The sequence below is a fragment of the Pseudomonas sp. Irchel s3h14 genome (assembly GCF_900187425.1).
GTDB lineage: Bacteria > Pseudomonadota > Gammaproteobacteria > Pseudomonadales > Pseudomonadaceae > Aquipseudomonas.
The window spans coordinates 73675-93408 of the sequence record NZ_FYDJ01000001.1 but is presented as its reverse complement, the minus strand read 5'-3'; the positions used below and the strand labels follow the sequence as shown (position 1 = coordinate 93408).

Below are 19734 nucleotides of genomic sequence, written 5' to 3'. Positions count from 1 at the left end.
AGGAATTCTGATGGACCGTTACGTCGTATTCGGTAACCCGATTGGCCACAGCAAGTCGCCGCTGATCCACCGTCTGTTCGCCGAGCAGACGGCTCAAAAGCTGGACTACAACACGTTGCTGGCGCCTCTCGACGATTTTTCCACCTGCGCCCGGACGTTTTTCCTCGAAGGTCGTGGGGCGAATGTGACGGTGCCGTTCAAGGAAGAGGCCTATCGTCTGGCGAACAGTCTGACGGCGCGGGCGCAGCGCGCCGGTGCGGTGAACACCCTGAGCAAACTCGCTGATGGCAGCCTGCTGGGTGATAACACCGATGGCGCCGGGCTGGTACGGGACCTGACGGTCAACGCCGGTTTCAGCCTCAAGGGCAAACGGATCCTGCTGCTCGGTGCCGGCGGCGCAGTGCGTGGAGCGCTGGAGCCGCTGCTGGCCGAGCAACCCGCCTCGGTGGTCATCGCCAACCGCACGGTGGAAAAAGCCGAACTGTTGGCGGAATTGTTCGCGGACCTGGGGCCGGTGTCGGCCAGTGGTTTTGATTGGTTGAAGGAGTCGGTGGACCTGATCATCAACGCGACGTCCGCCAGTCTGTCAGGGGATGTTCCGCCGATTGCCAGCAGTTTGATCGAGCCGGGCAAGACGGTTTGCTACGACATGATGTACGGCAAAGAGCCAACCTCGTTCTGCCGTTGGGCCAGTGAGCATGGCGCGGCGGTGTCGATGGATGGCTTGGGGATGCTCGCCGAACAAGCGGCAGAAGCCTTCTTCCTGTGGCGCGGCGTGCGCCCGAATACCGCGCCGGTTTTGGCCGAACTTCGCCGCCAGTTGGGCCTTTAAAAGCTTCGCGAGCAAGCCCGCTCCCACATTTGATCTGTGGCGTTCACAAAACCAATGTGGGAGCGGGCTTGCTCGCGAATGGCGCGACACCGATTTCGGATCAGTCCTCAAACCGGATCGGGCATTTTTCCGCCCCTTCCAGCTTCCTCAATTCTTCCACTACCTGCGGCCGCGCACGCCGCAGGGTCAGGCTGCGATCCTGCCGCAGTAGCCGTCGCGCTTCCTGGTGCAGCATCTCCACGCCTGAATAGTCGATGAAGTTGATCTGTTGCGCCTCGATCACCACGCGCGCGCCGTGCATCCGTTGCAGGCGTACTTGCAGGTAATGGCTGGCGCCAAAAAAGATCGAACCACCTACCCGAAGAATGTCTTCATCCCCATCCCGCCAATGCTGGACTCGCGGTTGCGAGGTGCGTTTGAGGTAGAAGAACAGCGAAGCCAGCACTCCGGCGTAGATCGCGGTCTGCAATTCCAGCAGCAGCGTGGCGACACAGGTCAGCGCCATGACCAGGAACTCGGCGCGGCTGACCCGCAACAACGCGCGAATGCCGTGATGATCCACCAACCCCCAGGCGATCAACAGAATGCTGCCGGCCATGGCCGGGATCGGAATGTGCGCGATCAAATTCGCGCCGAAGATGGCGAACAGCGCCACCCACACCGCCGAAAAAACGCCGGCCATTGGCGAACAGGCACCTGCTTCGTAGCTCAGGCCGGAGCGGGTGAAGGAACCGGCTGACAGCGATCCGGAAAAAAATGCACCGACCATGTTCGATAAACCCTGGGCGCGGACTTCCTGATTGGCGTCGAGCAACTGTTGTGAGCGGGCCGATAAGGAACGGGCAATCGACAGACTGGTGACCAGCCCGAGCATGCCCACCGCCACCGCGCTGGGTAACAAACGCAGAATCAGGTCCAGATCCAGCGGCAGCGGGCTGATAGGCGGCAGCCGCCCGACAAACGCGCTGACCAACTTCACATGACTGAACATCGATGGCCAGAGCCAGACCTGCAATCCGCTCAGCGCCAGGGTGATCAACAGCGTCGGCCAGCGTGGCAACAGCAGTTTCAACACCACGCCCACCACGACTGTCGCCAAGCCCAACATGAGCGAAGGTTTATCCACTTCGCCGAGATGACTGAACAGCATCATCAAGCTGTTCAGCGCTGTTGCCTGGTTGGGCAATTCCAGCCCCAGCAGATTCGGCAGTTGGCCGATGGCAATCACCACCGCCGCGCCGAGGGTGAAACCCAGCACCACCGAGTGCGAGACGAAATTCACCAAGGCGCCGAAGCGCAGCAAACCGAGCAGCCACTGGAAAATGCCGGCAAGCAGTGTCAGCAACAGGATCAAGGTGACGTAGTCCTCTGACGCAGGAACGGCCAGAGGACTGACGCTGGCGTACAAGACAATAGAAATCGCCGCTGTAGGACCGCAGATCAAGTGCCACGAAGAGCCCCACAGACACGCGATCAGCACCGGGATAATCGCCGCGTACAGACCGTATTCAGGTGGGAGACCGGCGATCAGCGCGTAGGCAATGGATTGCGGCAACGCGAGAATCGCACCGCTGAGGCCGACGATCAGGTCACGCCCGACGCTGGCGCGGGTTTGCCGAGGCATCCAGCTGAGGAAGGGGAAGAGCGAATGGCGGCTTGGGAAGGCCATGGGTCCTCTCGGGTGAGATTTTGCGCAAGGGTAGCAGGACGAGACATCGATCGCTGATCGTTCCCACGCTCCGCGTGGGAATGCCGCCATGGACGCTCCGCGTCCGCTTCTGAATGTGACGCGGAGCGTCACGGGATGCATTCCCACGCAGAGCGTGGGAACGATCGGCGCAGGGAGTTACAGCTTCGCTTTCACCGCCCCCAACGCATCCTTCCCATCCACTGTCTTCACCCCGTCCAGCCACTTATCCAGCACCGCCGGATTCGCCTTGATCCACGCCTTGGCCGCATCAGCATTGCTGACCTTCTTGTTCACCACCTCGGCCATGATGCTGTTCTCCATTTCCTGGGTGAAACTCAGGTTGGTGAGCAATTTGCCAACGTTCGGGCAGGCCTGTGCATAACCTTTGCGGGTCAGGGTGTGAACGCTGCCGGTGTCGCCGAAGTACTTCTCGCCGCCCTTGAGGTAATGCATTTTCAGTTGCACGTTCATCGGGTGCGGGGTCCAGCCGAGGAAGGTCACGAACTTCTGTTTCTTCACCGCGCGAGACACTTCCGCCAGCATGGCCTGTTCGCTGGACTCGACCAGTTTCCACTGCCCCATGTCGAAGTCGTTCTTCTTTATGATTTCCTGCAAGGAGATGTTGGCGGGAGCGCCGGAGCCGATGCCGTAGATCTTCTTGTCGAACTTGTCGGCGTATTTGTTCAGGTCGGAAAAGTTATGCACACCCGCGTCCCAGACGTAATCCGGGACGGCGAGGGTGAATTCGGTGCCATCGAGGTTCTTCGCCAGTTGTGTGACATCGCCGGTGGCCACGAACTTGTCGTAGAAACCCTGCTGCGCCGGCATCCAGTTACCGAGAAACACGTCGACCTGGCCATCCTTCAAGCCACCAAAGGTGATAGGCACTGCAAGCGTGTCGACCTTGGCCTTGTAGCCCATGCCGTCCAGCAGAAACCCGGTGATGGCGTTGGTCGCGGCAATGTCGCTCCAGCCAGGGTCGGCCATTTTTACCGTCTCGCAACTCTGATCGGCATACGCCGATGCGCTGCCCAGAGCCAGAAGCCCGACCGTCATTGCTGTGGATAACCTACGCATGGCATTCCCCTTAACATTATTGGTTTTGGCAGGGTTGTGGATAACGTGCTTTACGCTCCAGATCGTCGAGGTCGATGTGGTTGCGCATGTACTGCTGACTGGCGTCCACCAGCGGCTGGTGATCCCAGCTCTTCAGCTTGCCGAGGGTTAACGCCTCGGCGACAAAACGTCGGCGCCGTTGACTGGCGAGCACTTGTTGGTGGATCGTCGGGATGTCCCATTTGGCCCGGGCTTCAGCGAGAAATTCATCGAAAAGCGGCCGATGTTGCGGCGATTGACTGAGTTCTTCCTGTTCGCGCGGGTCGTTGTGTACGTCGAAGAGCAGGCAAGGGTCGTCTTCGCTGTAGATGAATTTGTAGGCGCCGCGGCGAATCATCATCAGCGGGCTGATGGTGCCTTCAGCCATGTATTCGCCGAAGACTTCGTCATGACCGCCCTGCCCTTGCAGGTGCGAGACCAGTGAGCGGCCATCCAGCGGCAGCCCTGGCTCCAGCGAACCGCCGGCCAGTTCGACAAAGGTCGGCAACAGATCGGCAGTGGAGACCGCCGCGCTGACCCGGCCAGCCCCGAATTGCCCCGGCGCACTGATCAACAGCGGTACGCGGGCGGCCATTTCGTACCAATGCATTTTGTACCAGAGCCCGCGCTCGCCGAGCATGTCGCCGTGGTCACCGGAAAACACGATGATGGTGTCATCGATCAGGCCGGTTTCCTCAAGTGTTTGCAGGAGTTTGCCGACGTTACTGTCTATATAGCTACACGCACCGAAGTACGCCCGGCGCGCATCGCGAATCTTATCCACAGGCAACGGTTTGTCCCACAGGTCGTAAACTTTGAGCAAACGTTGGGAGTGCGGATCAAGTTCGGTCTGCGTCGGGGTTTCGGGCAAAGGGATGTCAGCGTCGTCGTACATATCCCAGAAAGCCTTGGGAATGGTGTACGGGTCGTGTGGGTGAGTCATGGAAACAGTCAGGCAGAACGGCTGATCGCCATCTTCCCGGATGTGATCGAACAAGTACTGCTGGGCCTTGAACACCACCTCTTCGTCGAAATCCAGCTGATTGGTGCGTACGCATGGCCCGGCTTGCAGTACCGAAGACATGTTGTGAAACCAGGTTGGCCGCACGTCCGGCTCGTCCCAGTTCACAGACCAGCCGTAATCGGCCGGGTAGATGTCGCTGGTCAAGCGTTCTTCATAGCCGTGCAGCTGATCCGGGCCGCAGAAATGCATCTTGCCCGACAGCGCGGTGCGGTAGCCGAGTCGACGCAGGTAGTGGGCATAAGTCGGTACATCGGCGGGGAAATCGGCCGCGTTGTCGTAGGCGCCGATCTTGCTCGGCAACTGACCGCTGACCAGGGTAAAACGCGACGGCGCGCACAGTGGGCTGTTGCAGTAAGCGGCGTCGAACACCACGCCTTCGGCGGCGAGGCGGCTGAGATTCGGCAGTTTGATGGGCGAAGGGCCGTAGAACGGCAACATTGGCGCGGCCATCTGATCGGCCATGATGAAAAGAATATTCTTGCGCTTCATGTGATCGCGGCATTCCATAGTGAATATTTATGCGAGAGTGCTGCGTTCGAGCATGTAGCCCATGCAATTTGTGGTAAAGCCCATGCGCGGCAATGACTAGGATAAGCACAGCTTATGTATGACGCCCTTGGTGATTTGTCTCTGGATTTGCTTCGCGCCTTTGAAGCGGCGGCCCGTCAACGCAGCTTCACGGCTGCCGCGGTGGAGCTCGGCACCACGCAACCGGCCATCAGCCAGCAGATCAAACGGTTGGAAGAACAACTCGGGACGCGGTTGTTCGACCGGATCTATCGCGGCATCGAACTGACCGAGGCCGGGACGATCCTGTTTGAGCAGGTTCAGCTCGGATTGCAGAACATCGACGCAGGATTGAGCGCGATCAGCGCACAGCACCAACATGAAGTGTTGCAGGTCGCCACCGATTTCGCCTTCGCCGCGTATTGGCTGATGCCGCGCCTGCACCGCTTCCATGCCGCCAATCCTCAAGTGGACGTCAGCCTGGTCACCAGCGAACGCAGCCTCAACATGCTGCGCACCGATATTGATGTGGCGGTGTTGTTCGGTGATGGCCGATTCAAGCAGGGCGAAAGCCATTGGCTGTTCAGCGAGGAAGTATTTCCGGTGTGCAGCCCGTTGCTATTGAAGGATCGTCCCCTGCCCTTGCCCTCCCAGTCATTGCTCGAGTTCCCGCTGCTGCACCTTCGAGGCGAAAACAGCAGCAACTGGTTCGACTGGAGCGGCGTGTTTCGTGAGTTGGGGATCGCTTCGGCACCTGCGCCGGGGCAATTGCGCTTCGACAATTACACGCTGTTGATTCAAGCGGCGATTGGCGGCCAAGGTGTGGCGATTGGGTGGCGGCACCTTGTGGATAACTTGCTGGCGCAAGGTTTGTTGTGTCGACCGATCGCGGAAACGGTGATTTCCAGGCTCGGCTATTACGTGGTCCTGCCCCAGCGGAAACGGCGTGGTGCGCTGATTCAACAGTTTGTGGACTGGCTGATGGCTGAGCAGGCCAGCAGTGCGCAATCGTTGAATGGCCTGCCGTTGCCGTCTATCGCTGTATAGCCTCGGTCGCGACGAAGGTCACGTGTTCGCCGACATGCAGGTTCAAACGCAACTCATCGGCAATCCCGACCGCCACCCGGCTCAACCGTTCAAGCGGTTCGGCGAGGCCCGGCTCCAGGCTACTGCTGACGTGGCTGAAATGCTCGATGGTCAGCCCGGGCACCCCGCGCGGCGCATTGATCAGTGTCCAGTGCAAGGTGCTGCTTTGCAGGGCCTCGCGGATTTCTTCGGCGGCGTGGCGTTGCAGTCGATCTTCTATCTCCGGATCGTCCAGTACCTCGAAGTCGCCCACCAGAAACAGCCGGGAAATCCCCGAGGCCTGCATGCCATCGATCAGCGCATCCACCGCCAGCACTTGCTCGACCGGGCCGGGCACGATGGATTTTTCCACGTGCTCGCTGTTCATCGGCAACCCGGGTGCATCCAGCAGACAGATCACCGCGGAACAACCGGCGACGCTCTGCTTGACCCGCTTGGCGTCGAACAAATCGCCGCTCTTCGTCCGCAATCCCGGGCGCGGCGCGAGCGCCGTCAGGTCATCGAGAATCGCGATCACTTCATGTTGGCGCCGCAGCATTTCAGCCATCAGCGCACTGCCCAGGCTACTCATGGCACCATAAAGCACCACTTTCACCACCGGGGTTTCGGCATTTTTCATGGCCGTGCTCCGTTCTTCCTATCTATGTGGCGTGTGACCTGTGGGAAACAACGCCGGTTCGACTCGGTTCAGAGGGTTTCAAATGCAGCGGATCAAGGGCTACCACGCCCATGTCTACTTCGACGCCAGCACCCTTCCTCAGGCGCGAGCCTTGTGTGAGCAGGCAGCGCAACTGTTTCCAGTGAAGATGGGCCGCGTCCATGAGCGGCCGGTGGGCCCGCACCCGGACTGGAGCTGCCAGTTGGCTTTCGAGCCGCAATACATCGGCGATGTGCTGCCCTGGCTTGCGCTCAACCGCAAGGGTTTGGTGGTGTTCCTGCACCCGGACACCGGCGACGATCTGCTCGACCACACCGAGCACGCCATCTGGATGGGCGCGATTCGGCCACTGGATCTGTCTATTTTTTGATCAGTTTACAACTGTTCTTCAGCTTCGCCGGGCAAATGTTCGTCCAGATGCAGCCAGGGAAGACGGTTACCAGTCCAGATGTGCCTTTCGGCGGGTGCCTGCTCGGGATGATCGAGGGTGGCGATGGTCACGTCGATGCTGTCCGGGCTCAGCTGCGTTATCAGCGCCAGCTGCGCCCCACAGTTGCCGCAGAAATACCGCACGCAGGGTGTTGAAGAGTTGTACTGCGCTGGCGTTCCTTTCAGCCATTCAAAGGCTGACGCGGGCACGGTGATCCAGGTGGTCACGATCCCGCCGCTGACCCGTCGGCAAATCGAACAATGACAGTGGGCGATGTCGTGCAAAGGCCCGCTGAATTGATAGCGCAGATGTCCGCAATGGCAGCCACCGGTATGAACTTCGCACATTCTGTTTCCTCCTGATGCGTATGTTCCGACGCCTTCGCGAGCAAGCCCGCTCCCACATTGGTTTTGCGTACGCCACAGATCCAGTGTGGGAGCGGGCTTGCTCGCGAAGGCGTCAACTCGGTTTAACGTCCCTGCCCCGGTCCGACGACCGGTTGCACATCTGGTCAATGCTTTCATCCGCGAAAGCTGGGTGAAAGCTTCCCCGATTAGGATCGCCCCCACTACCGGCAACAGACCGGTCGGCCAATGCCAGTGTTTTATCGCTCGCACAGCCCATTTAACAACAACAATGGTGATCCTGATGTCCTCTTCTACCCGCCGCTTCGCTGTCACTCCGCCCATACGCCTCGTGCTTCCCGTTCTGCGCTGACCCACCCGGTTCGCCCATTCCCTAGCCGCGCTATGCCTGGAGTATTCCCATGCTGACTTTCCTTGGCTTTGCCATGGTCATCACGTTCATGTTCCTGATCATGACCAAGCGCCTTTCCGCGCTGATCGCTCTGATCATTATCCCGATCCTGTTCGCACTGTTCGGCGGTTTTGCGCCGAAGATCGGCCCGATGATGCTCGAAGGCATCACCAAGCTCGCACCGACCGGTGTGATGCTGATGTTCGCCATTCTGTACTTCGCCCTGATGATCGACTCCGGCCTGTTCGACCCGGCCGTGCGCAAGATCCTCAAACTGGTCAAGGGCGACCCGTTGAAAGTTTCGGTCGGCACCGCCGTACTGGCGCTCGTCGTCTCCCTCGATGGTGACGGCGCGACCACTTATATGATCTGCGTGGCCGCCATGCTGCCGCTCTACGCCCGCATCGGCATGAGCCCGCGGATCATGGCCGGCCTGATCATCCTCGCCGGTGGCGTGATGAACATGACCCCATGGGGTGGCCCGACCGCCCGTGCGGCCAGTGCGCTGCATGTCGACCCGTCCGACATCTTTGTCCCGATGATCCCGGCCATGGCCGCCGGCGTGGTGGCGATCCTGGTCATCGCCTACTTCTACGGCAAGCGTGAGCGTGCGCGTCTGGGTGAACTGCACCTGGTGGGCGATGAAATCGATCACAGCGAAATCAGCGTTTCGCAGTTCCCGGATGCCCGTCGTCCGAAGTTGATCTGGTTCAACGGCGCCCTGACTCTGGCCCTGATGTGCACCCTGGTCGCTGGCCTGTTGCCGCTGCCGGTGCTGTTCATGGTGGCTTTCAGTATCGCGATGATCGTCAACTATCCATGTCTGCAACAGCAGAAGGACCGCGTTGCGGCCCACGCCGGCAGCGTGCTGGCGGTGGTCGGTTTGATCTTTGCCGCGGGTATCTTCACCGGTATCCTGACGGGCACCGGCATGGTCGATGCGATGTCGAAAAGCCTGCTGGCGGTTATCCCGGATTTCCTCGGGCCGTACCTGGCCGTGATCACCGCGCTGGTGAGCATGCCGTTCACATTCTTCATGTCGAACGATGCATTTTATTACGGCGTGTTACCGGTACTTGCGGAAGCTGCCAGCCATTACGGTATAACCGCGGTTGAAATGGCACGTGCCTCGATCGTCGGTCAGCCCGTCCACTTGCTGAGCCCGCTGGTACCATCGACCTATCTGTTGGTGGCCCTGGCTGGTATCGACTTCGGTGATCACCAGCGTTTCACCCTGAAGTGGGCAGTGCTGGTTTGCATGTGCATACTGATCGCCGCCTTGCTGATGGGGATTTTTCCGCTGTTCAGCACTCTATAAGCCCAAGACTCACCATGACGGGTCCAGGCTTTGTTGTTTGAAGCCTGGGCCCTTCGTGGTTTAACACTCGCACAAAGGAAAACACATGGAATGGCTGACCAACCCTGAAATCTGGGTTGCCTTCTTCACCCTGACCGCCCTGGAAATCGTCCTGGGTATCGATAACATCATCATGATTTCGATCCTGGTCAGCCGCATGCCCAAGCACATGCAACAGCGCACCCGGATCTTCGGCCTGGCACTGGCCATGATCACGCGGATCCTGTTGCTGCTGTCGATCACTTGGGTCATGCGCCTTACCGCCGACCTGTTCGAAGTGTTCGACCAGGGTATTTCCGGGCGTGACCTGATCCTGTTCTTCGGTGGCCTGTTCCTGCTGTGGAAGAGCTCGCAAGAGATGTACCACGCGCTGGAAGGTGAAGACGAATCCCATGATGAACCGGGCGGCAAGGGCGGCAACTTCCTCTACACCATCATTCAGATCGCGATCATCGACATCGTGTTCTCGCTGGACTCGGTCATCACCGCCGTGGGCATGGTGTCCCACGTACCGGTCATGGTCGCGGCGATCGTCGTTGCTGTGCTGGTGATGATGTTAGCTTCCGGCACCATCAGCGAGTTCATCGACAAGCACCCGTCGCTGAAGATGCTGGCGCTGTCGTTCCTGCTGCTGGTCGGTACCGTGCTGATTGCCGAATCCTTTGAAGTGCACTTGCCAAAAGGCTACGTCTACTTCGCCATGGCGTTCTCGCTGGCGGTGGAAGCGATCAACATCAAGATGCGCACTGCGATGATGAAAAAGAAGAAGCAGCAAGACCCAGTGAAACTGCGCAAGGACGTTCCGGGTCAGTAACCCGAATGCCATGTGATGACAAAGGGGCCTTCGGGCCCTTTTTTCATACCTGCATCAACCTGTTTTCATGACAGTTTTGTTTCAATCGCTTCTTTAGCTGTGCGATGCTGGCGCGCAGACCGTTAGCCAACTACAGCTTAAGTACAGAACGTAGAAGAACGCGCGGCACCGTCAACTTGCCCCAATGGGGCGCTACCACCACAGGGGGCCTGCATGCTCACCCTGCTCAATTTGTTATCTGCCGTGGCCTTGTTGATTTGGGGCACGCACATCGTCCGAACCGGCATCCTGCGGGTCTACGGTTCCAACCTGCGCCATGTGATTGGCCGGAACATGTCCAAGCGCTGGCTGGCGTTCATCTCGGGGATCGTCGTGACGGCGATGGTCCAGAGCAGCAACGCTACCGCCATGCTCGTCACCTCCTTTGTCGGTCAGGGCCTGATGGCGCTGACCCCGGCCCTGGCGACCATGCTCGGGGCCGACGTCGGTACCGCGCTGATGGCGCGAGTGCTGACCTTTGACCTGTCATGGCTGTCACCGCTGCTGATCTTTCTTGGGGTGATTTTCTTCCTGTCGCGCAAACAGACCCGGGTCGGACAGATGGGCCGGGTCAGTATCGGACTGGGGCTGATCATTCTGGCGCTGCAACTGATCGTCGAGGCTGCCGCGCCGATCACCCAGGCCCAAGGCGTGAAGGTGATTTTCGCCTCGCTGACCGGCGACATCTTGCTGGATGCCCTGGTCGGCGCGTTGTTCGCAATGGTTTCCTACTCCAGCCTGGCCGCCGTCCTGCTGACCGCGACCCTGGCCGGTGCCGCAGTGATCAGCCTGCCCGTGGCCATCGGCCTGGTGATCGGCGCCAACATCGGCAGCGGCATCCTCGCCTTCCTCAGCACCAGCATGCAGAACGCCGCCGGCCGTCAGGTGGCGTTGGGCAGCTTGCTGTACAAGTTGATCGGCCTGTTGCTGATCATCCCGGTACTCGACCCGTTGGTGCACTGGATCGACAGCCTGGACTTCAGCCCTCAGGAAATGGTCATCGGCTTTCACCTGCTCTACAACACCGCGCGCTGCCTGCTCTTGCTGCCGAGTGTCGGGCCGATGGCCAGGTTCTGTGCGTGGGTACTGCCGGAGCGCCCGCAACTCAACGGCACTGCCAAACCGCGGCATCTTGATCCGACGGCGCTGGTCACGCCCAGCCTGGCGCTGGCCAATGCCGCCCGGGAAACCCTGCGCATCGGCGACCTGATCGACAACATGCTCGAGGCCATGCTCGACGTGCTGCACGGCAAGCAAACCGCCGTTACCCAGGAAATGCGGCGTCTGACTGATGATGTCGAATCGCTCTACGGTGCGATCAAGCTGTATCTGGCGCAAATGCCCCGCGAAGACCTCAGTGAGCAGGACAGCCGGCGCTGGGCGGAAATCATCGAGCTGGCGATCAACCTTAAACTTGCCAGTGACCTTATTGAACGCATGCTGCGTAAGGTTCAGCAGCAGAAAACCTCGCAGCGCCGGTCTTTTTCCGAGGTCGGCCTGGAAGAGTTGGCGGGGCTGCACAGTCAGTTGATATCCAACCTGCGCCTGGGGTTGTCAGTGTTTCTCAGTGCCGATAAGGAAAGTGCTCGCCAGTTATTGCGTGAGAAACGTCGCTTCCGCGCACAGGAACGCCGCCTGGCCCATGCTCACGTCAGCCGATTGCAACGTAAGATCGTGCAAAGTATCGAAACCAGCTCGTTGCACCTTGAGTTGATAGCCGACATGAAGCGTCTGAATTCGCTGTTTTGCAGCAGCGCCTATGTGGTGCTGGAAACTTCCGACACCGGTGCACTGGCGGTCGACGAATTCGCTGACATCACTCATTCACCCTGAACGTCCACAGTTGCCTGAAGTCTGTTGAACTTACGCTAGCCGTATGGAAACCCGTTATGCGTTGTTTGTTGTTCGCCTGTCTGTTGCTTTGCTCATTCTCTTCATTTGCCCTGGATCGCTTTCAGGTCGAGGGCTATACGCTGCCCAACGGCCTGCAATTGCTGCTCAAGCCTGGCACCGAGCGCGGGCATGTGGCGATTCGTCTGGTGGTCGGCGTCGGCATCGATGATTTCAGCTGCGCCGACAAGGAGCTGCCGCACCTGCTTGAACACTTGCTGTTCAGCGGCATCGACGCCACGGGCGAAGGCGGGCTGGAAGAACGCATGCAGGCCCTGGGTGGCGAGTGGAACGCCTACACCAGCAATGCCGACACGACGTTCGTCATCGAGGCCCCGGCGAAAAACCAGCGCAAGGTTCTCGACCTGCTGCTGGCGCTGCTGACCCAGACCCGAATCGACGACAACGCCATCAACGCCGCCAAACAAGTGGTCGAGCGCGAAGACGGCGGCCATTACTCGCACCTGCAACGCTGGCTGGATCGCCAGGATCTTGGCCACACGGCGAGTAATCAGTTGGCGGTGGAACTGGGCCTCAAATGCCCCGAGCGGCCTGAGGTCGATAACCTGACCCGCGATCAGTTGGAAAAGGTACGCAAGGCCTGGTACGCGCCCAATAACATGACCCTGATCGTGGTCGGCGACCTCGAGCGGTTGCTGCCGGCCTATCTGGAACGGTCTTATGGCGCGCTTGAAGCGGTCGACCCGACCGATCACCCGCCCCTGCCGGCGATCCAGGCCAGTGCTGCCCATGAGCGCACTCTGAGTCACGGTTTTGTCGGCGACAGTGCCAAGTTGCATTGGCTGGTGCCGGAGCCGGTGCTGGAAGATCAGCACGACGAAACCTTCGACTTGCTCAAGGACTATCTGGACTGGGCGCTCTACCGCCAAATGCGCCTGGCCCATGGCTTGTCCTACGGACCTTCGGCCGAGCGCGAGGTGTTTGGCGGCGTGGGCTTCATGAGCCTGAACGCAGACCTTGAGCGCGACGACGTGCCCGAGGCCGAACAGGTGCTGGATGATCTGAAGGCCGGGTTGCTCAGGGACGGTCTCAATGCCAACACCTTCAACCGCCTCAAGCAGGCCGCCATCTCCCGCCAGGCCTGGGCCGTGCAAGGCAACAGCGCGTTGGCCGATTATTACTGGAGTGCCCTTGGGGACTACGAGGACGGCCGTTTCGCCAACCCGGCCAAGGAACTGCAAGGAGTGACGCTGGAGGAAGCAAACAAGGCCATGCGTGAATTGCTGATGCAGCCGGGCTACCTGCGGATCGAACAGCCGTTGATCAGTGATGATCAGTTTGTGTGGGCGATTGCCGGGGTGCTGGGGCTCATCGTATTGATGCTGATAGGTTGGCGCTTGCATCGAAGGGCACCGCGAACCGTGTAGCAGCTGGCGAAGCCTGCTGCTACACGGTTTTGTGATTGGGCCGCAGCCCCTCGCCACGCCGCCCTCTCGGCGGTTACCCTGTCGAGGATTTTCCCCACGACTATTGCGAACCGCCGAATGCCTACTCTGACCCTATACGTCCAGCGCATCCTGGAATTGATGAAGCGCTACCCTGGGGTCATTGCGCTCGGCGGTTTCATTTCCGGGGTCGGCAGCTTCATTCTGGTGGATCGCCAGCAAGGTCTGGCGACCTGGATCACCACCATCATGCTGGTCAGCTGGATCTGGCTGATGCTGGAAAACAGCCTCACCAAGCTGTTCGCCAGGATCTTCAAACGCGAGATCCCCCAACCTCTGCTGCGCTACGCCACGCAGATGATCCACCAGGAAAGCCTGTTCTTCGTCCTGCCGTTCTTTTTTATCACCACCACCTGGAACAGCGGCCAGCTGTTCTTCACCGGTCTGCTGGGCATCGCCGCGCTGATTTCCATCATCGACCCGCTCTACTACAAATGGCTGGCCCCCCGGCGCTGGGCGTTCCTGGCACTGCACACACTGACGTTGTTCGCTGCCCTGCTGACCGCCCTGCCCGTCATCCTGCACCTGACCACCGCTCAGAGTTTCAAACTGGCCCTGGGCACCGCCGTCGTGCTGTCGTTCCCGAGCCTGGCGTCGATCTTCCCGATTCGTACCGTGCGCAACGCCTTGGCGATTCTCAGTATCACGGTGGGCATAGGCGCGCTCGGTTGGGTGCTGCGATCCTGGGTGCCGCCGGCGACCCTGTGGATGACCGACGTGGCGATCAGCACCCAAATGCAGGACCGCACCCCCGGCAAGAGCCTGGAAGAAGTCAGCGCCGAGCAGATTCGCGGAGGTGGGCTGTACGCGTACACCGCGATCAATGCCCCGCGAGGTCTGGCCGAACGGATTTATCACGTCTGGATGTTCAACGGTAAAGAAGTCGACCGTATCCCGCTGGATATCAACGGGGGGCGCAAGGAAGGCTACCGTGCGTGGACCCACAAGCAGAATTTCCCCGGCAACCCCGCGGGTAAGTGGCAGGTTCGGGTGCTGACCGAAGATGGCCAGGTCATCGGTGTGTTGCGCTTCGTGGTAAAGGACAACAAGCCTGCGACTGCCGCAAAGTAACCCGTTCGTGCTATTACGTAGAGCTGCGTAATAGCCAATAAAGCACGGAGCTTATGACCAGCAGCACAATGCCCGGCAGTGCCCGACTGGACACCTCTCACTCCCCTGCTCAGTTGCGGGTCACGGGTGACTGGACGCTTGCCCATTACGCCGATCTCAAGCGCCTGAGCGAAAAGCTCCGCGGTCAATACGACGACAGCACTCACATCGACCTCAACGGCCTCGGCGCGCTCGACACCGCCGGCGCGTCGCTGTTGGTGGAGTTGCTCGGTTCCGAGCGTTTGGGCCGATCCGCCGAACACCCCGATTGCACACTGTCCTCGGCCGACCGTGCCTTGTTGCAGACCGTCTATTGCTCGCTGACCGACTTCTGCGTGCCAATCAAGGAACCGGAAATCAGCGTCGGCATTCAACTGCTGACCCGCATCGGCCGGGCGGTGGACGCGGTCTGGCAGGACACCCTGCAGTTGCTGGGCTTCGTCGGCCTGATACTGGAAACCATCGCCCGCGGTCTGTTTCGCCCCAAGCGCTGGCGTATTACGCCGATGGTGGCGCACATCGAACAGACCGGCCTCGACGCCGCGCCCATCGTTGCCCTGCTGACCTTTCTGGTGGGCGCCGTGGTGGCGTTTCTCGGGGCGACGGTGCTGGCGAGTTTCGGCGCGAGTATTTTCACCGTGGACCTGGTGGCGTTCTCCTTCCTGCGCGAATTCGGTGTGTTGCTGACCGCGATCCTGATGGCCGGCCGCACCGCCAGTGCGTTCACCGCGCAGATCGGCTCGATGAAAGCCAACGAAGAAATCGACGCTATTCGCACCTTGGGCCTCGACCCGATGGAGCTGCTGGTGGTGCCGCGCGTGTTGGCCCTGCTGGTCGCGCTGCCGATGCTGACCTTTCTGGCGATGCTTTCGGGGATTATCGGTGGCGGTGTGGTTTGCGCGGTGGCGCTGGATATCTCGCCAGCGATGTTCCTGTCGCTGCTGCAAACCGACATCGGTGTTCAGCATTTTTTGGTGGGGATCGTCAAAGCGCCGATCTTCGCGTTTCTGATCGCCGCGATCGGCTGCCTCGAAGGCTTCAAGGTCAGTGGCAGCGCCGAGTCCGTCGGCGCGCACACCACGTCGAGCGTGGTCCAGTCGATTTTCGTGGTGATCGTGCTCGACGCCGTGGCCGCGCTGTTTTTCATGGAGATGGGCTGGTGAGTCGTCTACCCCGAGCGCCCTCCGAGGCGGTGATCGAAGTCCGCGGTCTGTGCAATCGCTTCGGCAGTCAGAGCGTGCATGAGAACCTCGATCTGGATTTGTACAAGGGCGAAATCCTTGCCGTGGTCGGCGGTTCCGGCAGCGGCAAGTCAGTGCTGTTGCGCAGTATCGTCGGCTTGCGCCAGCCCAGCGAAGGGGTGGTGAAGGTCTTCGGTAAAAATCTGCCGACGCTGTCCGAACACGAGCGCTCGATGGTCGAACGGCGCTTCGGCGTGCTGTTCCAGAAAGGCGCCCTGTTCTCTTCGCTGACCGTGACCGAGAACGTCGCGCTGCCCCTGATCGAACATGCCGGTTTGAGCCGAGAGGACGCCGAGCATTTGGCGGCAGTGAAAATGGCCTTGGCCGGGCTGCCGCTGTCGGCGGCCGACAAGTACCCCGCTTCGCTGTCCGGCGGCATGATCAAGCGTGCGGCCCTGGCCCGCGCGCTGGCGCTGGACCCGGACATCCTGTTTCTCGACGAACCCACCGCCGGCCTCGATCCGATTGGCGCGGCCGCGTTCGATCAATTGATCCTGACCCTGCGCGATGCGTTGGGCCTGAGTGTGTTTCTGGTCACCCACGACCTCGACACGCTCTACACCATCACTGACCGCGTGGCGGTGCTGGCGCAAAAGAAAGTGCTGGTGGCGGATGCCATCGACAAAGTCTCGGAAACCGACGATCCGTGGATTCACGAATACTTCCATGGCCCTCGCGGCCGCGCGGCGCTGACCGCCACTCAACAACTTAAGGAGGTCTGACATGGAAACCCGAGCCCATCATGTATTGATCGGCCTGTTCACCGTGATTGTGGTGGCGGGCGCCCTGCTCTTCGGCTTGTGGCTGGCCAAGTCCAGCGTCGACACCGAATTCAAGGATTACGAAGTCGTCTTCAACGAAGCCGTCAGCGGTCTGTCCAAGGGCAGCGCCGTGCAGTACAGCGGGATCAAGGTCGGCGACGTGGTGGCCCTGCGTCTGGACCCGAAAGACCCACGCCGGGTGCTGGCGCGGATTCGCCTGGGCGGTGACACCCCGATCAAGGAAGACACCCGGGCCATATTGGCGCTGACCGGCATCACCGGCACCTCGATCATTCAGCTCAGCGGTGGTACACCGCAAAGTCCGACGCTCAAGGGCAAGGACGGTAATTTACCGACGATCATTGCCTCGCCCTCGCCCATCGCCCGTTTGCTGAATGACAGCGGCGACCTGGTGGCCGGTGTGAACATGCTGATGCACAACGCCAATCAGATGTTTTCTTCGGAGAACGTCGAGCGGATCAGCAAGACCCTTGAACATCTGGAACAAACCACCGGCACCATCGCCGACCAGCGCGGCGATATTCGCCAGGCGATGCAGCAACTGGCGTCGGTCGGCAAACAGGCCGGCGCCATGCTGGAACAGACGTCCGCGCTGATGCGCAACGCTAATGGCATGCTCAACGATCAAGGCAAGCAGATGTTCGGCAGCGCCGAGCAGGCGATGAAGTCGCTGGAACAGAGCAGCGCGACCATCAACAAGCTGCTCACGACCAATCAGGACTCACTCAACAGCGGCATGCAAGGCCTCAATGGCCTGGCTCCGGCGGTGCGTGAACTGCGCGACACCCTGACCTCGTTGCGGGCTATTTCCCAGCGACTGGAAGCCAACCCCACCGGTTATTTGCTGGGCAATGACAAGAACAAGGAGTTCACGCCATGAAGCTGCCTCACCTCGCCCTCCTCGCCAGCTTCCTTGTGCTCAGCGCCTGCTCGATCCTGCCCAAGTCCGAGCCGTCCGATGTCTATCGGTTGCCTTCGGCCCAGAGCAGCGCATCGGCCAGTCACGGGACGCCGCAGCGCTGGTCGCTGCGTCTGACCAAGCCGCAGGCCAGCGAGGCTTTGAACAGCCCGAAGATCGCCGTGATCCCTCAGGGTGATTTGATCAGCAGCTACACGGCTTCGCGTTGGAGCGACCCGGCACCGGTGTTGCTGCGCAATCGTCTGTTGGACGGGTTCCAGCGTGATGGTCGAGTACCGCTGCTCAGTACAGATGACAGCAATTTCCAGGCGGATTTGGAGCTAGGCGGCAGTCTGCAGGCGTTCCAGACCGAGTACCAAGGCACGAGTGCGAGCGTCGTCGTGCGTCTGGATGCGTTGCTGGTGCGTGGTTATGACCAGCGAATCCTCGCCAGCCGGCGCTTCGAAGTACGCCAGCCGTTGAGCGATGCGAAGGTGCCGGCGGTGGTGGCCGGGTTTGGCCAGGCCAGTGACCAGTTGACGGTGCAGGTGGTGGCTTGGGCGGTGGAGCAAGGCCAAAAAGTCGCCCCGCCGCCAAGGCCTTGAGGCCAACGCAAACCCAATGTGGGAGCGGGCTTGCTCGCGAAGGCGTAGTGTCAGGCGACATCAATGTTGAATGACACACCGCTTTCGCGAGCAAGTCGAATCGTCGCACCGCCGCTCCCACATGGGGTTTTTGGTTTATCCGAAGAACCAGTAACAGACGCCGATCGCGCCCAGCACCCCGGCCAACTCCGCCAGCAACGCACACCCCACCGCATGCCGCGCCCGCTGGATCCCCACCGCGCCGAAGTACACCGCCAATACATAGAACGTCGTTTCGGTGCTGCCCTGAATCGTCGCCGCCACCAGCGCCGGGAAGCTGTCCACGCCTGACGTTTTCATGGTTTCAATCAGCATCGCCCGGGCGGCACTGCCGGAGAACGGCTTGACCATCGCTGTCGGCAGCGCATCGACGAAGCGCGTGTCCCAACCGGCCCATTCCACCAGATGCCGAATCCCGTCCAGACCGAAGTCCAGCGCTCCGGATGCCCGCAGCACGCCGACGGCACACAGCATCGCCACCAGATACGGCAGCAGGTTCTTGGCCACGTCGAAGCCTTCTTTGGCGCCTTCGACGAACGCTTCGTAGACCTTCACCTTGCGCAGCGCGCCAATCACCAGAAACAACATGATCAGCCCGAACAGCGTCACGTTGCCGAGGATCGATGACAGGCCGGCCAGAGCGGTCGCTGAGAGCGTCGCCAGCAGCGCCATGAAGCCACCGAGGGCCAAGGCACCGGGAATCATGTACGCGAGCACCACCGGGTCCCACAGGCGCAGACGCTGCATGAACGCCACCGACAGCAGGCCGACCAATGTCGAGCAACTGGTGGCGAGCAGGATTGGCAGGAACACCAGGGTCGGATCGGGCGCACCTTGCTGGGCGCGGTACATGAAGATCGTCACCGGCAGCAGGGTCAGGGAGGAGGCGTTGAGCACCAGGAACAGGATCTGCGCGTTGCTGGCGATGGTGTCGCTGGGGTTGAGCTCTTGCAGCGCCTTCATCGCTTTAAGGCCGATCGGTGTGGCGGCGTTGTCCAGGCCCAGGCCGTTGGCGGCGAAGTTCAGCGTGATCAGGCCGATGGCTGGATGTCCGGCCGGCACTCCCGGCATCAGGCGCAGGAACAACGGGCCCAGCGCTTTGGCCAGCCACTCGACGATCCCGGCCTTCTCGGCAATCCGCAGAAAGCCCAGCCAGAGCGTCAGGGTGCCGAACAACAGGACCATGACTTCGACCGACAACTTGGCCATGGCGAAAATGCTTTCCACCATCGCCGCGAAGATCCCGGCGTTACCGCCGATCAGCCATTGCGCCAGTGCCGAAACGGCAGCCACGATGAAGAAGCCAAGCCACAGGCCATTAAGCATCAGTCAAATCCCCCGAAGAATGCGGCGAATGATAGCGGGGTAGCCTGAAACGACAAACCCCGGATTTCTCCGGGGTTTGTTTGTGAGCT

18 protein-coding genes are annotated in these 19734 nt (G+C 60.5%); 12 read left to right on the top strand and 6 right to left on the bottom strand.

What is annotated here, in order from left to right; genetic code table 11:
• Positions 1–10: 10 nt before the first annotated feature.
• Complete coding sequence (gene aroE / locus CKW16_RS00475) at positions 11–832, top strand: shikimate dehydrogenase (RefSeq protein WP_095126797.1); 822 nt, start codon at positions 11–13, stop codon at positions 830–832.
• Positions 833–932: 100 nt separating this feature from the next.
• Here aroE and CKW16_RS00470 read toward each other — a convergent pair whose 3' ends face one another.
• The 3 genes from CKW16_RS00470 to betC all read right to left on the bottom strand — a co-directional run bounded on the left by CKW16_RS00470 (position 933) and on the right by betC (position 5130).
• Entirely contained in the window at positions 933–2501 is a 1569-nt protein-coding gene (locus CKW16_RS00470) for a SulP family inorganic anion transporter (RefSeq protein WP_095126796.1), read from the bottom strand.
• A gap of 177 nt (positions 2502–2678) precedes the next feature.
• A complete protein-coding gene (choX, locus tag CKW16_RS00465; protein ID WP_008155658.1) occupies positions 2679–3599 on the bottom strand; it encodes a choline ABC transporter substrate-binding protein in 921 nt (306 codons plus the stop codon).
• Between the two features lie 16 nt (positions 3600–3615).
• Positions 3616–5130: a choline-sulfatase gene (gene betC / locus CKW16_RS00460; protein WP_095126795.1), complete on the bottom strand. Its 1515-nt coding sequence runs from the start codon at positions 5128–5130 to the stop codon at positions 3616–3618.
• 114 nt (positions 5131–5244) lie between these two features.
• On the opposite strand from betC, the gene CKW16_RS00455 reads away from it, so the two are divergent.
• A complete protein-coding gene (locus tag CKW16_RS00455) occupies positions 5245–6195 on the top strand; it encodes a LysR family transcriptional regulator (RefSeq protein ID WP_095126794.1) in 951 nt (316 codons plus the stop codon).
• Here the strand turns inward: CKW16_RS00455 and CKW16_RS00450 are convergent.
• Positions 6182–6853, bottom strand: coding sequence for an NAD(P)-dependent oxidoreductase (locus tag CKW16_RS00450; RefSeq protein WP_095126793.1), 672 nt, complete (start codon positions 6851–6853; stop codon positions 6182–6184). The two genes, CKW16_RS00455 and CKW16_RS00450, sit on opposite strands and share 14 nt — an antisense overlap.
• An 82-nt stretch (positions 6854–6935) precedes the next feature.
• On the opposite strand from CKW16_RS00450, the gene CKW16_RS00445 reads away from it, so the two are divergent.
• Positions 6936–7262 carry a DOPA 4,5-dioxygenase family protein gene (locus CKW16_RS00445; protein WP_095126792.1) on the top strand — a complete coding sequence of 109 codons (327 nt, stop codon included), beginning with the start codon at positions 6936–6938 and terminating at the stop codon, positions 7260–7262.
• 5 nt (positions 7263–7267) lie between these two features.
• Here CKW16_RS00445 and CKW16_RS00440 read toward each other — a convergent pair whose 3' ends face one another.
• Positions 7268–7669 carry a GFA family protein gene (locus CKW16_RS00440; protein WP_095126791.1) on the bottom strand — a complete coding sequence of 134 codons (402 nt, stop codon included), beginning with the start codon at positions 7667–7669 and terminating at the stop codon, positions 7268–7270.
• Positions 7670–8088: 419 nt separating this feature from the next.
• Between CKW16_RS00440 and CKW16_RS00435 the strand changes: the two genes are divergently transcribed.
• From CKW16_RS00435 to CKW16_RS00395, 9 genes are all read left to right on the top strand, one after another.
• Positions 8089–9396 (top strand): CitMHS family transporter, encoded by a 1308-nt coding sequence (locus tag CKW16_RS00435; RefSeq protein WP_095126790.1) that lies wholly within the window; start codon positions 8089–8091, stop codon positions 9394–9396.
• Positions 9397–9481: 85 nt separating this feature from the next.
• Positions 9482–10249: a TerC family protein gene (locus CKW16_RS00430; protein WP_095126789.1), complete on the top strand. Its 768-nt coding sequence runs from the start codon at positions 9482–9484 to the stop codon at positions 10247–10249.
• A gap of 213 nt (positions 10250–10462) precedes the next feature.
• Positions 10463–12121: a Na/Pi cotransporter family protein gene (locus tag CKW16_RS00425; RefSeq protein WP_095126788.1), complete on the top strand. Its 1659-nt coding sequence runs from the start codon at positions 10463–10465 to the stop codon at positions 12119–12121.
• 56 nt (positions 12122–12177) lie between these two features.
• Positions 12178–13566, top strand: a complete 1389-nt coding sequence (locus tag CKW16_RS00420; protein WP_095126787.1) for a pitrilysin family protein — start codon at positions 12178–12180, stop codon at positions 13564–13566.
• 117 nt (positions 13567–13683) lie between these two features.
• Positions 13684–14715: a DUF5924 family protein gene (locus CKW16_RS00415; protein ID WP_095126786.1), complete on the top strand. Its 1032-nt coding sequence runs from the start codon at positions 13684–13686 to the stop codon at positions 14713–14715.
• A gap of 53 nt (positions 14716–14768) precedes the next feature.
• A complete protein-coding gene (locus CKW16_RS00410) occupies positions 14769–15917 on the top strand; it encodes an ABC transporter permease (RefSeq protein WP_095126785.1) in 1149 nt (382 codons plus the stop codon).
• A complete protein-coding gene (locus CKW16_RS00405; RefSeq protein ID WP_095126784.1) occupies positions 15914–16717 on the top strand; it encodes an ABC transporter ATP-binding protein in 804 nt (267 codons plus the stop codon). Before CKW16_RS00410 ends, CKW16_RS00405 begins: the two co-directional genes overlap by 4 nt.
• Before the next feature lies 1 nt (position 16718).
• Positions 16719–17657 carry an MlaD family protein gene (locus CKW16_RS00400; RefSeq protein ID WP_095126783.1) on the top strand — a complete coding sequence of 313 codons (939 nt, stop codon included), beginning with the start codon at positions 16719–16721 and terminating at the stop codon, positions 17655–17657.
• Positions 17654–18280 (top strand): ABC-type transport auxiliary lipoprotein family protein, encoded by a 627-nt coding sequence (locus tag CKW16_RS00395; protein WP_095126782.1) that lies wholly within the window; start codon positions 17654–17656, stop codon positions 18278–18280. The genes CKW16_RS00400 and CKW16_RS00395 overlap by 4 nt, the downstream gene beginning before the upstream one ends.
• Before the next feature lie 135 nt (positions 18281–18415).
• On the opposite strand, the gene CKW16_RS00390 is transcribed toward CKW16_RS00395, so the two are convergent.
• Positions 18416–19645, bottom strand: coding sequence for a nucleoside recognition domain-containing protein (locus CKW16_RS00390; RefSeq protein ID WP_095126781.1), 1230 nt, complete (start codon positions 19643–19645; stop codon positions 18416–18418).
• Positions 19646–19734: the final 89 nt, after the last annotated feature.

Bases quoted from the DNA above. Each gene is read 5' to 3' on its own strand.
- aroE (WP_095126797.1), top strand. From the start codon at position 11: ATGGACCGTTACGTCGTATTCGGTAACCCGATTGGCCACAGCAAGTCG.
- CKW16_RS00470 (WP_095126796.1), bottom strand. From the start codon at position 2,501: ATGGCCTTCCCAAGCCGCCATTCGCTCTTCCCCTTCCTCAGCTGGATG.
- choX (WP_008155658.1), bottom strand. From the start codon at position 3,599: ATGCGTAGGTTATCCACAGCAATGACGGTCGGGCTTCTGGCTCTGGGC.
- betC (WP_095126795.1), bottom strand. From the start codon at position 5,130: ATGAAGCGCAAGAATATTCTTTTCATCATGGCCGATCAGATGGCCGCG.
- CKW16_RS00455 (WP_095126794.1), top strand. From the start codon at position 5,245: ATGTATGACGCCCTTGGTGATTTGTCTCTGGATTTGCTTCGCGCCTTT.
- CKW16_RS00450 (WP_095126793.1), bottom strand. From the start codon at position 6,853: ATGAAAAATGCCGAAACCCCGGTGGTGAAAGTGGTGCTTTATGGTGCC.
- CKW16_RS00445 (WP_095126792.1), top strand. From the start codon at position 6,936: ATGCAGCGGATCAAGGGCTACCACGCCCATGTCTACTTCGACGCCAGC.
- CKW16_RS00440 (WP_095126791.1), bottom strand. From the start codon at position 7,669: ATGTGCGAAGTTCATACCGGTGGCTGCCATTGCGGACATCTGCGCTAT.
- CKW16_RS00435 (WP_095126790.1), top strand. From the start codon at position 8,089: ATGCTGACTTTCCTTGGCTTTGCCATGGTCATCACGTTCATGTTCCTG.
- CKW16_RS00430 (WP_095126789.1), top strand. From the start codon at position 9,482: ATGGAATGGCTGACCAACCCTGAAATCTGGGTTGCCTTCTTCACCCTG.
- CKW16_RS00425 (WP_095126788.1), top strand. From the start codon at position 10,463: ATGCTCACCCTGCTCAATTTGTTATCTGCCGTGGCCTTGTTGATTTGG.
- CKW16_RS00420 (WP_095126787.1), top strand. From the start codon at position 12,178: ATGCGTTGTTTGTTGTTCGCCTGTCTGTTGCTTTGCTCATTCTCTTCA.
- CKW16_RS00415 (WP_095126786.1), top strand. From the start codon at position 13,684: ATGCCTACTCTGACCCTATACGTCCAGCGCATCCTGGAATTGATGAAG.
- CKW16_RS00410 (WP_095126785.1), top strand. From the start codon at position 14,769: ATGACCAGCAGCACAATGCCCGGCAGTGCCCGACTGGACACCTCTCAC.
- CKW16_RS00400 (WP_095126783.1), top strand. From the start codon at position 16,719: ATGGAAACCCGAGCCCATCATGTATTGATCGGCCTGTTCACCGTGATT.
- CKW16_RS00395 (WP_095126782.1), top strand. From the start codon at position 17,654: ATGAAGCTGCCTCACCTCGCCCTCCTCGCCAGCTTCCTTGTGCTCAGC.
- CKW16_RS00390 (WP_095126781.1), bottom strand. From the start codon at position 19,645: ATGCTTAATGGCCTGTGGCTTGGCTTCTTCATCGTGGCTGCCGTTTCG.